A 12,574-nucleotide genomic window follows, 5' to 3' on the forward strand; every position below is an offset into this window, starting at 1 on the left:
GCTGGTTGAGGAGCATGCGGCGCGGCCGCGCGCGTCGTCGCCGGTTGAGGAGCACGCGGCACAGCCGCGCGCGTCTCGAAACCCCCACACCAAGTGGCCCGGTTTCGAGACGCGCGCCTGACGGGGTGCTCCTCAACCAGCGACAACCGCCTACAGGGCGGCGTAGACCTGGCGGAGGAGCTCGGCGGTCTCGCTCGGCGTCTTGCCGACCTTGACGCCCGCAGCCTCGAGGGCCTCCTTCTTGGCCTGCGCGGTGCCGGCCGAGCCGGACACGATCGCGCCGGCGTGGCCCATCGTCTTGCCCTCGGGCGCGGTGAATCCTGCGACGTAGCCGACGACCGGCTTCGTCACATTGGCCTTGATGAAGTCGGCGGCACGCTCCTCGGCGTCGCCGCCGATCTCGCCGATCATCACGATCGCCTTGGTCTCGGGGTCGGCCTCGAACGCGGCGAGCGCGTCGATGTGCGTCGTTCCGATGATCGGGTCTCCCCCGATGCCGATGGCGGTGGAGAAGCCCAAGTCACGCAGCTCGTACATCATCTGGTAGGTCAGCGTGCCGGACTTCGAGACGAGACCCACGTGCCCCTTGCCCGTGATGTTCGCCGGCGTGATGCCGACGAGCGACTCCCCCGGCGTGATGATTCCGGGGCAGTTCGGCCCGATGATGCGGGTCTTGTTGCCCTTGGCCTTGGCCTCTGCCCACGCCTCGGCGCTGTCCTGAACGGGGATGCCCTCGGTGATCACGACGAGCAGCGGAATCTCGGCCTCGATGGCCTCGAGCATGGCATCCTTCGCGAACGCCGGCGGAACGAAGATGATCGAGACGTCTGCACCGGTCTTCTCGATGGCCTCGACGACCGTTCCGAAGACGGGAAGCTCGACGGCGTTGCCGTCCTTGTCGGTGTGGGCGACGGTCGTGCCTGCCTTGCGGGCGTTGACGCCGCCGACCACCTGGGTGCCGGCCTTCAGCATGAGCGCCGTGTGCTTGGTGCCCTCGCCGCCGGTGATGCCCTGCACGATGACCTTGGAGTCCTTGTTGAGGAAGATCGACATGTTGTTCGGTGTCCTTTCTCGGCGAAGCCGGCGTTACGCGGCGGCCGCCGCGGCCGCCTTGTCGGCGCCCTGGTCCATGGTCTCGGCGAGAGTGACGAGCGGGTGGTTGTAGCCGTTCAGGATGGCGCGGCCTTCCTCGACCTTGTTGCCGTCGAGGCGCACGACGAGAGGCTTGTTCGCCTCGGCACCGAGCGTGTTCAGCGCGCCGACGATGCCGTTCGCCACGGCGTCGCACGCCGTGATGCCGCCGAAGACGTTGACGAAGACGCTCTTCACCTGCGGGTCGTTGAGGATGACATCCAGTCCCGCTGCCATGACCTCGGCGGACGCTCCGCCTCCGATATCGAGGAAGTTCGCCGGCTTGACGCCGCCGTGCTTCTCACCCGCGTAGGCGACGACGTCGAGCGTGCTCATCACGAGCCCGGCGCCGTTGCCGATGATGCCGACCTGTCCGTCGAGCTTGACGTAGTTCAGGTCGTGCTCCTTGGCCTTCGCCTCGAGCGGGTCGGCGGCGGCCTTGTCTTCGAGGGCCTCGTGGTCGGGATGACGGAAGTCGGCGTTCCCGTCCAGCGACACCTTGCCGTCGAGGGCGATGACGTCGCCTTCACCGGTGAGCACCAGCGGGTTGACCTCGACCAGCGTGGCGTCCTCGCCCTTGTACACCTCGTAAAGCTTGACGAGCACGGGGGCGACCTTCTCGACGAGGTCGTCGGGGAATCCGCCGGCCTTCGCGATCTGCTTCGCCTTGGCCAGGTCGATGCCCTGGAGCGGGTCGACCTCGACGCGGGCGAGCGCCTCCGGCTTCTCGACGGCGAGCTGCTCGATCTCCATGCCGCCCTCGACGCTGGCCAGCGACAGGTACGAGCGGTTGGCGCGGTCGAGCAGCACCGAGAAGTAGAACTCGCGGGCGATGTTCGCGCCGCCTGCGACCATCACGCGGCGCACGACGTGGCCCTTGATGTCGAGACCGAGGATGGCCTTTGCCGCTTCCTCGGCGTCATCCGGCGTCTTCGCGACCTTCACACCACCGGCCTTGCCCCGACCGCCGGTCTTGACCTGGGCCTTGACCACGGTCACGCCACCGAGCTTCTCGGATGCCGCGCGCACCTCCTCGACGGTGTCTGCGACGATGCCCGGCAGTACCGGGACCCCGTATTTTTCGAACAGGTCACGTGCCTGGTACTCGTAAAGATCCACTGCTTCCCAATCCGTGTGCGAGTGAATTGCCAGTCGGTGCGTGCCATAGAGCCTGAAGGCACAAGCGGCTGAGGGCACTGCGCCCACCAACACCGCGAACTCATGGGCGTCGCGCTCACGAACGCCGTGCGGATGGACACATCAGTCAGATAGCTCGACGCCGAGACAAATTGCCAGCGACAGCCTACCCGAGCCCGGTAACCGGTCCCTCCACGTGCGATCCGGCGCAGACTCGCATCCAGACTCGCCAGTTACCGTTGCCGCATGATCCAGGAGCGCACCCGAGAGCCGAAGGGGCTCGCCGACATCGGCGGCGAGTGGATCATGCCGATCGGTGGCGGATGCGCCATCCTGCTGCAGCTCGCCGAGCCCTCCGTGGGGCGCGGCGTCGCGGAGCACAGCGACTTCGCCGAGCGACCGTACGACCGGCTCGTGAACACGCTCACCTACGTGACGGCGGTCGCGTGCGGCGACGAGGCGGACATCCGTGCCGTCCGACGCTCGGTGGGTCGAGCCCATGCGACCGTGCGCGGCGATGCCACGGACTGCTCCCCGGCATATTCGGCGTTCAACAGCGGCCTGCAGCTCTGGGTCACGGCGACCCTGTACTGGACCGCCGAGCGTGTGCACGAGCGCGTCTTCGGGCCGTTGGATGACGCCTCGGCCGACACCTTCTATCGGGAGTTCTCCGCGGTCGGCACCTCCCTGCAGCTGCCTCCCGACGCGTGGCCGGCCGATCGCGCCGCCTTCGCGACGTACTGGGACGACGCCGTCACCACGCTGCGGGTCACCCAGCAGGCGCGCGCCGTCGCGCACGAACTTCTGCAGGCACGCTCGGCGCCGGTATGGATGCGCGCAGTGATGCCGTGGGCTCGCCTGGCGACCGTCGCGCTGCTGCCCGAGACCGTTCGGGCTGGATTCGGCCTCAAGCTCACCGAGCGCAACCGGCGCCGGTACGAGCGGATGATGTCGGTCACGGCCGCGATCTACCCGCGCTTGCCTCTCCGCGTACGCCACCTGCTGCGCGACGGTCTGCTGCGCAGGTTGCGTGCCCGCGACGCCGCCACGGAGTGACTCTCGCCCTGGCGTCTGCTGGGCATCACCGAGCCAATAGGCTGTCGCCCGTGTCCACGTACTACGACAGCTTCATCGCCGGCGACCACGAGACCGCCAAGCATCTGATCGCCAACGCACTGAACTCCCAGGGCTTCGTCGTCGAGGTGCAGCCCGACCACAACTGGCTGGCCAAGCGCGGCAACATGACGACCACCGTGTTCGTCGGGGCGTTCGCCGGAGACAACTTCCAGGTCACGTTCGGCGTGCAGTTCTTCGTGGATGACCGGGGTCAGCTCGTCGCGCGCCTGGACAAGAACGTCGCGGGCGGCTTCTTCAAGGGCGGCGTCTGGGGACTGAGCAAGATCGACAACGCCTTCGCTCAGACTGCCGGCGCGATCTACAACGCACTCACGGAGGCCGGTGTGCTCACCGGCACGCTGGAGAGCTAGGTCCGATCCAAGCGGCGACCGCGTCGCTGGGACCGCAGCCTTTCGACGTCACGCCGCGTGGCGGACCACGAAGAATGCGGACTCGCGCTCGGACTCCTCCGCGCACCCGACGCACAGCCAGACGGAGCGACCGTCCTGGTCCTCCACCTGCAGGAACGCGGGCTCTGCGCAGTCGGCGCAGCGATGAGTCGCCAGCAGTACGTCGAGGTCGTCGTCGGCTTCCGCGTTCTCGATGATGAACTGCTCGTCCTTGGTCATGACTCCATGCTGCGACGAGCCTCCGACATTCGATTGAGGCGTGCCGCGAAAGCTCGCTTTCGGCGGCATACCGATTGAGAAATGTTGAGCGGCAGCGCCGCGAGCACATTCGATTGAGGCGTGCCGCGAAAGCTCGCTTTCGGCGGCACGCGCCCGCCCGACCCGCCGAAGCCGGCGGCGATGTCGGTGCCCCGTGGTAGACCGGGCCACATGAGCGAACGTGTGGAGCGGTGGATCGACGGCTACCTCACCGCGTGGAATTCGAACGAGCCGACAGACATCCGAGCCCTTTTCACCGACGACGCCACGTATCTGACCGCGCCGTTCCGCGAGCCGTGGCGCGGAGCCTCCGACATCGTGGAGCAGTGGCTGGAACGACGCGACGAGCCGGGCGACGCATCCTTCACGTGGCAGCAGATCGGCGAAGACGGTGACCGCGTCTTCGTCCAGGGCACGACCGTGTACGAGCCCACCACGTTCAGCAATCTGTGGGTGATCGACTTCGCACCGGATGGCCGTGCGGCCGCCTTCACCGAGTGGTGGATGGATCAGTCCGAACCGGAGGAGTGACCCAGCCGCCGAGTGGCTCTAGCCGCGTGAGGCGGCAGCGATCGCGTCGCGCAGCATCCCGTCGTGCTCGTTCAGGGTGCGCACGGCGGCATCGCCGTCGAGCCCCGTCGTCACGACGAGGATCGCCGCCTTCACCCAGCCGTTCACCTCTGCCAGCGCATACGCGGCGGTCGCGGCGTCCGTGCCGGTGGCCAGCATCACGATGCGCTCCGATCGCGCCCGCAGCTTCTCGTTCGTGGCGCGCACGTCGACCATGAGGTTGCCGTACACCTTGCCGAGCCGCACCATCGCGAGCGTCGAGATCATGTTCAGCACGAGCTTCTGCGCCGTGCCGGCCTTGAGACGCGTCGAGCCGGTCACGACCTCTGGGCCGACGACCGTCTCGATCGCCACGTCGGATGCCTCGCCGATCGCCGACCCGGCGTTGCAGGCGAACCCCACGGTGGCGGCACCGCGTTCCCGCGCCCTGCGCAGAGCGCCGAGCACGTACGGCGTGCGGCCGGATGCAGAGATGCCGATCACGGTGTCGTGCTCGCCGACTGCGTGGTCATCCATTGCCGCGCCGCCCGCCACGTCATCGTCTTCGGCGTTCTCCACGGCTGTGCGGATGGCGGTGTCACCACCCGAGATGACTCCGACCACTCGCGAGGGGTCCATGCCGTACGTCGGCGGAATCTCGCTCGCATCCAGCACCCCGAGCCGCCCCGGTGTGCCGGCACCCACGTAGAGGAGCCGCCCGCCCGCGCGCATCCCGTCGACCACGAGCCCGATGGCCTGCTCGATCTGGAGCGCCGACGCGGAAACGACGTCGGCAATCGTCGCGTTCTCGGCGTTCATCAGGGCGATCTGCTCCGACAGCGGCAAAAGGTCGAGTTCTCGCGTCGCCGGGTTCACACCCTCCGTGGCGTAGGCCTCGAGGCTGCTGCGGAGCTCACCGTGCGCGTCATCCATGGGTCCATCATGGCGCGTCCAGCGGCGCCCTTCGCGCCGCCACCTTCGCGCCGAGCCACCACCCGCGCGTCGAGCCACCACCGTCCCCGCGCTGACTCGGTGGTGGTTCGGCGAGAAAGTGGTGGTTCGACGACACGGGCCCGCCGAGGCGAGGACAGATCATGCCGGCGCGGCACAGGGCGCGCGGGGCGGCGACCGGGTGCCGCGGAAGGGGGCTCGCGCCTACAGCTTCTCGATCGGGGCGATCTTGATCAGCAGCTTCTTCGCGCCCGCCGAATCGAACTGAACGTGGGCGACCCGCTTCGTACCCTCGCCGGTCACCGCTGTGACGCGTCCCTCGCCGAAGTCGACGTGGCGGATGCGATCGCCCGGCTCGAGCGTGAGGTCGCCGTTGTCGCGCACCTGAGCCGTTACCCGGTTGGGCCACGCGTTCGCCGGGATCTCCGGCTTTGCCCCGAAAGACCCGCCTGCGCCGGTGAGACCGCGATCGGGACCCCGCTCAGGACGTCTGGCGTTCAGCGCACGTGATTGGGTGCCGCCGCGCGAGTTCGCGAAGCCGGGCGACTGCTTCCAGTCGATGAGCTCGGCGGGGATCTCCTGCAGGTACCGGCTCGGCAGCGCGACCGCGACATCGCCGAACTGGGCTCGCGTCATGGCCAGCGAGAGGTACAGCCGCTTGCGTGCCCTGGTGATGCCGACGTAGAACAGCCGCCGCTCCTCGGCGGGACCGCCCGGCTCGTTCGCCGACATGCGGTGCGGAAGCAGCTCCTCCTCGACGCCGGTGATGAACACCGCGTCGTACTCCAGACCCTTCGCGGTGTGCAGCGTCATGAGTGAGACGGTGCCGCTCGCGTCGTCGATCTCGTCGGCGGCCGCGACCAGCGACACCTCGGTGAGGAACTCCACCAGGCCGCCGCCCGGGTTGTTGCGCTCGAACTCCTTGGTCACGGCGACGAGCTCTTCGACGTTCTCCGCTCGTGCCTCGTTCTGCGGATCGCGGCTCGCGCGCAGGGCATCCACGAGCCCCGAGCCCTTGAGCAGGTGCACCAGGACATCGCTCACCGTCGCCGGTCCTGCGGGGTTCTCGGGGTCGACCATCGCCGCGCTCTCGTCGAGCAGGGTCGCCAGGTCGACGATGGCCTTCGTCACCTTCGGGCCGAGCCCGAGTGATGCCGCGTCGCGCATCGCCTGCCTGAACTCGAACCCGTTCGCCTCGGCGTAACCGGCGAGCTGCGTGATGGTGGCGGGGCCGATGCCGCGCTTGGGCGTGTTGAGGATGCGCCGCAAGGCCATCTCGTCGAAGGGGTTCGCGACCGCGATGAGGTACCCCATCGCATCCTTGATCTCTGCGCGCTCGTAGAACTTCGTGCCGCCCATGATGCGGTACGGCAGCGCCGAGCGGATGAAGATCTCCTCCAGCGCTCGCGTCTGCGAGTTGGTGCGATAGAACACGGCCATCTCGTTGTAGGCCATGCCGCCGCTATGCAGCTTCTCGATCTCGTCGGCGACGAACTGCGCCTCGTCGTGGCCGGAGTATCCCGTATAGCCGGTGATCTTCTCGCCGTCGCCACCCGCCGACCACAGCTTCTTGTCTTTGCGATCGAAGTTGTTGGAGATGACCGAGTTGGCCGCGGAGAGGATGTTCTGGGTCGAGCGATAGTTCTGTTCGAGCAGCACCACCTTGGCTCCGGGGAAGTCCCGTTCGAACTCCGAGATGTTGCGGATGTCCGCACCCCGGAACGCGTAGATCGACTGGTCGGAGTCGCCCACGACGGTGAGGGATGCCCCTGGAACGCGACCCGTGGCATCCACCAGCCCGCGCATGGTGAAGTCGTGCGACTCGAGGTCGGCGACCTCTTCGGGCTCGATCGGCTGGGTGAGCACGTGGATGAGCTCGTACTGGGCGTGGTTGGTGTCTTGGTACTCGTCGACGAGGATGTGCCGGAACCGGCGCTGGTACAGCGCAGCGACGCGCGGGAAGGCGCGGAAGAGGTAGACCGTCTGGCTGATCAGATCGTCGAAGTCGAAGGCGTTGGCCCGCTCGAGCTCTCTGCTGTACTGCCGGAAGATCTCGAGGAACATCGCCTCCTTGGGGTCCGAACGGTTGGCTGTTCGGGCGAAGGACTCGACATCCGACAGCTCGTTCTTGAGCTTCGAGATGCGTGCAGCTGCGCCGCCCGGCGTGAACCCGAAGGTGTCGGCCTCGAGCTCCTTGATGATGCGTTTCAGCAGCGCTTTCGAGTCGCCGGAGTCGTAGATGGTGAAGCTGCGGTTGTAGCCGAAGTGCTCGGCCTCGCGGCGCAGGATGCGCACGCACGCCGAGTGGAAGGTGGAGATCCACATGCCCTGCGCGCGTTCGCCGACGAGCGCTTCAACACGCTCGCGCATCTCCGCTGCCGCCTTGTTCGTGAACGTGATGGCAAGGATCTGACTCGGCCACGCCTCGCGGTTCGCCAGCAGGCTCGCGATGCGGTGCGTCAGCACGCGGGTCTTGCCCGAACCGGCTCCCGCCACGATGAGCAGCGCACGTCCGCGGTACTCGACAGCCTCGCGCTGCTCAGGATTCAGGCCGTCGAGCAGGCTGTCGCCGCCGATCTGCGGACGGAACGAGTGCTCATCGGCGCCGACGTCGACACCATCGAGGATGATCGGGGCAGAGGCGCGGAAGGCGTCGGGCTCTCGCGCGACATCGGATTGCAGAGGGGTCGTCATGGGTGGTCCAAGTCTAGGTGCGACCCCCGACAGACAGTCGTCGACGGCGACCGTGCCGACCACGAAAGAATGGCGGGATGACGAGACTCACTGACGGCAGCGCCGGCGACGCGGACTACGGCACGATCGGCACCGACTACGCCAGGTATCGGCAACCCGACCCCCGCATCGCCGCACGCATCAGGGATGCCCTCGGCGACGCCGGAACCCTGCTCAACGTGGGCGCCGGAGCGGGCTCCTACGAGCCGACCGACCTCCACGTCACCCCGGTCGAGCCGTCGGCCACCATGCGTGCGCAGCGCCCAGCGCACCTGGCCACCGCCGTCGACGCGGACGCCGAGCACCTGCCGTTCGAGGACGGCACCTTCGACGCGGCCATGGCGACCTTCACGGTGCACCAGTGGCCCGACCTCGATGCGGGTCTCGCCGAGGTGCGACGCGTCACCAGCGGCCCGATCGTCGTGCTCACCGCCGACCCGACGCGCCTCACGCGGTTCTGGCTGAACGAGTACGCACCTGAGGTGCTCGCGGCAGAAGCCGGGCGCTACCCCACGATGGAGCGGCTTGTCGCCGCGCTGGGCGGCGAGGAACGGGCATCCGTGCTCCCCGTTCCCGTTCCGCTGGACTGCACAGACGGGTTCGGAGAGGCGTACTACGGACGCCCTGAGGCACTGCTCGACCCCGGCGCGCGGCTGGCGAACTCCGCGTGGAGCTTCGTCGGCGACGACGTCGAGACTCGATTCGTCGACCGGCTCTCGGCCGACCTTGCCGACGGATCGTGGGATGCCAGGCACGGCGCCCTGCGCACCACGCCCGAGTTCGACGGGTCGCTCGTGCTCGCCGTGGGACGCCCGCTGTGATCACTACCGCCTGACCGCCACGGAAATGTCGGTGGTGCGAGGCACGATCACGGCATGACCGAGACAACGACCATCGTTCTCGTCCCCGGATTCTGGCTCGGCGCGTGGGCGTGGGATGCCGTAGCCGACAGGCTGCGCGCACACGGCTCGCGCGTTGTCTCCCTGACGCTGCCCGGCCTGAAGTCCGTCGACGCCGATCGATCGGGAGTGACGCTCGCGGACCACGTGGGCGCGGTGGTCGACGCGGTTCATGCTGCAGGCTCATCCGTCGTGCTGGTGGGGCACAGCGGTGCCGGTGAGGTCATCACGGGGGCGGCGGATGCCGTTCCCGAGTCCATCTCCGGTCTGGTCTTCGTCGACAGTGGGCCGGCCGCGGACGGCTTCGTCGGCTCTCCGGGCCTCGGTGACGAGGTGACGGAGCTTCCGCTTCCATCGTGGGACGAACTGGAATCGAACGGCTCGAGCCTCCGCGATCTGGACGACGGCGCGCTCGAGCGATTCCGCTCCCGCGCGGTCCCGCATCCGGCAGGCCCGGCGCGTCAGCCTCTTCGGCTGAGGGACGATCGACGACATGCGATACCCGTGACGCTGATCTGCTCGTCGTTCCCCGCGGAGCAGGTGCGAGCGATGACGGATGCCGGGCATCCGTGGTTCGTCGAACTGACCCGCTTCGAGTCGGTCGACTACGTGGATGTCCCGACGGGACACTGGCCGATGTGGTCGCGTCCCGAAGAGACGGCCGCGGCCATCGCCGCAACGGCCTAGCTCGCAAGCAGTGGCAGGCTGGTTCGCCAGCAGCGGCCGTGCTAGCGCGCCAGCAGCGGCCGCGTTAGCTCGCCAGCAAAGGCCGCACCTCCGCGTAACCGTCCGTGATGTCCGTCGACGGCGTATCGAACACGCGGATCTCGCCTCGCTCGGAATGCCGTGGCCATCCCGGGTCGCCGTCCCGCACGAAGGCGACGGCCGCGCTGTGGATGTCGTCCGCGAGGGCTTGCGGCGGGCGGTCGCCGGCGATCGCGTCGACCCTCGGCGCCTTCAGGCAGTCGAAGAAGAACGGAACGTCGTTGCAGTGCACGGCCATGCCGTAATTCGGCGACCGCCAGGCGAACCGGTAGAGCCAGGTCGGCGCGGCCCCGCGCGCCTCTGCGACCCGGAGTGCGTAGGTGCGGAACGTGCGGTCGCTCAGGTAGCGGCCGAGGACACCCGCCGTTCCGCGCTTGACCACCTCACGATTCGCAGCGAGGTAGGTGGATCGGGCTTCGCCGCGCAGCCCGAGCTTGCCCAGCAGATATCTCGAAGGGATCCAGCGCAGCTTGTCCTTCGCGGCGTCCATCACCATCGAGAACTCGTCGTCGGTCGCGCCGAGCACGAGCGCCTTGTCCGCCCCGACGCCCTGCGAGAAGGCGGCGAGGGCGGTCTGCGCGACGAGGTCCCCGTCGATCACCGGCGTGAGCACGAGCCCGTCGTCGATCGACGAGCGCATCGCGCCGATCCCACCCTTCGATGGGGGCGCGGTCAGCTCCTTCTGCAACTCGAGGACGCGCTCCTCGCTCAACGAGGAGAATCCCTCCTTCGTGGGCTCGACCCCCGCGGTCGCAGCGAGACGACGCCCGAACGCCTCGGCGTCGGTGAGCGACGTCTGCGCCGCGATGCCCGACATGCTGTACACCGCACGGAAGTAGGGCTGAGCGGCCGGCATCCCGAGCAGTGTGAGCACCGCGCCGCCACCCGCCGACTGGCCCGCGATCGTGACGTGGTCGGGGTCGCCGCCGAATGCGCGCACATTGTCGCGCACCCAAGCGAGGGCGAGCAGCCAGTCGAGCACCCCGCGGTTCAGCGGGGCATTCTCGATCCACCCGAAGCCGTCGAAGCCGAGGCGGTACGAAATGGAGACCGTCACCACGTCATCCCGGTTGAATGCTGCGCCGTCGTACCAGGGGCTCGCGGGCGATCCAGCGAAGAAGCCGCCGCCGTGGATGTACACCAGCACAGGAAGAGACGCTGAGGTGGCAGGCGCGGGGGTGAAGACGTTGACGTTCAGCGTCGAGTCGCCAGGAATGCTCGGCTCGGGAATGAGGGTGACACCTGGGTCGCCGCGCTGGGCTGTCGCACCGTAGTCGAGGGCATCCCGCACGCCCTGCCACGGCCGATGGGGCACGGGGGCCGCAAAGCGAAGTTCCCCGACCGGCGGCTCTGCGAACGGGATGCCCAGGAAGGCCGCCGACGCGCCAGGGCTCTCCGGAGCACCGCGCCACCTCCCCCGCACGCTCCCGCTCGTGGTCTCGACGATGACGTCTTCTTCGACGCTTCGCTCAGGCATTCTGCTCCTTGATTTCTCCGCGGTGTGATGACGACGGTGCGATGACCCGCGGTGTGATGGTCCCTGCGTTGCCTCGCGATCAGATCGCGTCACGCGCGACGACCGCGAGGTCGGGATGATCGGCGAAGACCCCGTCGACACCGGTGGAGATGATCACCTCGAACTCGCGCTGCCAGTCCCCGAAGCGATCCGCAGCTCCGCCGCGCCTGAATCGCTTGGAAAGGAACCGGTTCTCGGGGCGCAGCGTCCACGAGTAGATCTCGAGGCCGACGCCGTGCGCACGGTCTACCAGATCGGTGGTGCCGTCTCCCGCGGCATCCAGCAGCAGCGTCTTGCTCACGCTGATGCCGTCGATCGCGGCATCCCCGGTCGCCGTGGCGAGTGCGTAGAGCCCTGCGCCGTCGATCTCCTGCGCGTACGTTCGCGCCGATGCGCCGTCGCGAGCCACGGCGTCGTAAGGGGTTCCTGTCGCCTCGATGAGGTAGACCATCTTGCCGCGAACGCCCCGCCGTCGGATGCCTGCGAGCACGGTGCGTTCGAACGACTCGACAACGAGACGGCCGGCGTCGTCCTTCCACCCGGAGTCCCGAACGGTATCGGCGAACAGCTCGTCGAGCGGCAGGCCGAGCCCCTCGAAGTACGTGGCGTGCTTCAGCTCCACCACCAGGCCGAGCGCCCGTCCCGCCCGATCGGACTGCACGTCGACCAGCTCGAGCAGCTGAGAGAGGCGCATCAGCGGATACGCCCCGTTGAAGCTGGAACTCGCCTGCCTGAGCCCCGGCAACCGTTCGATGGCGCGAAGCGTCGACAGCTCCGCCCACGTGAAGTCCTCGGTGAACCAACCGGTGTGCCGCACGCCGTCGACGGTCTTCGTGGCGCGCAGGTGCGCGAACTCGTCGCGCGACGCAACGTCGGTCGTCGCGGAGATCTCGTTCTCGTGCCGGATGACGAGCACGCCGTCCTTCGTCGCGACGATGTCCGGCTCGACGGCGTCGGCTCCGAGAGCGAACGCCAGCTCGTAAGACGCTCGGGTGTGCTCGGGCCGGTAGCCGGGAGCACCCCGATGGCCGATCACGAGCGGCGAGGACGGGCTGGGCATGCGCAGATCATACGAGGTCGCGATGTCCGCACACCGCAACACCACCGCG

The 12,574-nt window shown here is 68.2% G+C and carries 12 protein-coding genes; 5 read left to right on the forward strand and 7 right to left on the reverse strand.

Annotation, left to right across the window (positions count from 1 at the left end; all coding sequences use genetic code 11):
• Positions 1-150: 150 nt before the first annotated feature.
• Both sucD and sucC read right to left on the reverse strand, forming a co-directional pair.
• The gene (sucD, locus tag ACYVDN_RS09770) at positions 151-1,053 is read right to left on the reverse strand and encodes a succinate--CoA ligase subunit alpha (RefSeq protein ID WP_460570833.1); all 903 of its coding nucleotides are present in this window, start codon (positions 1,051-1,053) and stop codon (positions 151-153) included.
• A gap of 33 nt (positions 1,054-1,086) precedes the next feature.
• On the reverse strand, positions 1,087-2,250 hold the full coding sequence (gene sucC / locus ACYVDN_RS09775) for an ADP-forming succinate--CoA ligase subunit beta (RefSeq protein WP_460570835.1): 1,164 nt from the start codon (positions 2,248-2,250) through the stop codon (positions 1,087-1,089).
• A 264-nt stretch (positions 2,251-2,514) separates the two neighbouring features.
• On the opposite strand from sucC, the gene ACYVDN_RS09780 reads away from it, so the two are divergent.
• Positions 2,515-3,324 (forward strand): oxygenase MpaB family protein, encoded by an 810-nt coding sequence (locus ACYVDN_RS09780; protein WP_460570837.1) that lies wholly within the window; start codon positions 2,515-2,517, stop codon positions 3,322-3,324.
• 50 nt (positions 3,325-3,374) lie between these two features.
• Positions 3,375-3,755, forward strand: a complete 381-nt coding sequence (locus ACYVDN_RS09785) for a hypothetical protein (RefSeq protein WP_460570839.1) — start codon at positions 3,375-3,377, stop codon at positions 3,753-3,755.
• Between the two features lie 48 nt (positions 3,756-3,803).
• Here ACYVDN_RS09785 and ACYVDN_RS09790 read toward each other — a convergent pair whose 3' ends face one another.
• Complete coding sequence (locus tag ACYVDN_RS09790; protein ID WP_460570841.1) at positions 3,804-4,013, reverse strand: hypothetical protein; 210 nt, start codon at positions 4,011-4,013, stop codon at positions 3,804-3,806.
• A 210-nt stretch (positions 4,014-4,223) separates the two neighbouring features.
• Between ACYVDN_RS09790 and ACYVDN_RS09795 the strand changes: the two genes are divergently transcribed.
• Complete coding sequence (locus tag ACYVDN_RS09795) at positions 4,224-4,583, forward strand: nuclear transport factor 2 family protein (RefSeq protein WP_460570843.1); 360 nt, start codon at positions 4,224-4,226, stop codon at positions 4,581-4,583.
• An 18-nt stretch (positions 4,584-4,601) separates the two neighbouring features.
• Here ACYVDN_RS09795 and murQ read toward each other — a convergent pair whose 3' ends face one another.
• Entirely contained in the window at positions 4,602-5,534 is a 933-nt protein-coding gene (gene murQ / locus ACYVDN_RS09800; RefSeq protein WP_460570845.1) for an N-acetylmuramic acid 6-phosphate etherase, read from the reverse strand.
• 222 nt (positions 5,535-5,756) lie between these two features.
• Positions 5,757-8,246 (reverse strand): ATP-dependent helicase, encoded by a 2,490-nt coding sequence (locus ACYVDN_RS09805; RefSeq protein ID WP_460570847.1) that lies wholly within the window; start codon positions 8,244-8,246, stop codon positions 5,757-5,759.
• Positions 8,247-8,323: 77 nt separating this feature from the next.
• Here ACYVDN_RS09805 and ACYVDN_RS09810 point away from each other — a divergent pair, with 77 nt between their 5' ends.
• Together ACYVDN_RS09810 and ACYVDN_RS09815 are read left to right on the forward strand one after the other, a co-directional pair.
• The gene (locus tag ACYVDN_RS09810; protein WP_460570849.1) at positions 8,324-9,106 is read left to right on the forward strand and encodes a class I SAM-dependent methyltransferase; all 783 of its coding nucleotides are present in this window, start codon (positions 8,324-8,326) and stop codon (positions 9,104-9,106) included.
• Positions 9,107-9,160: 54 nt separating this feature from the next.
• Positions 9,161-9,871, forward strand: a complete 711-nt coding sequence (locus ACYVDN_RS09815) for an alpha/beta fold hydrolase (RefSeq protein WP_460570851.1) — start codon at positions 9,161-9,163, stop codon at positions 9,869-9,871.
• Positions 9,872-9,935: 64 nt separating this feature from the next.
• On the opposite strand, the gene ACYVDN_RS09820 is transcribed toward ACYVDN_RS09815, so the two are convergent.
• Both ACYVDN_RS09820 and ACYVDN_RS09825 read right to left on the reverse strand, forming a co-directional pair.
• Complete coding sequence (locus tag ACYVDN_RS09820; protein WP_460570853.1) at positions 9,936-11,426, reverse strand: carboxylesterase/lipase family protein; 1,491 nt, start codon at positions 11,424-11,426, stop codon at positions 9,936-9,938.
• Between the two features lie 79 nt (positions 11,427-11,505).
• Positions 11,506-12,525, reverse strand: a complete 1,020-nt coding sequence (locus tag ACYVDN_RS09825) for a PI-PLC domain-containing protein (protein ID WP_460570855.1) — start codon at positions 12,523-12,525, stop codon at positions 11,506-11,508.
• Positions 12,526-12,574: the final 49 nt, after the last annotated feature.

It is taken from the genome of Humibacter soli (assembly GCF_054779035.1).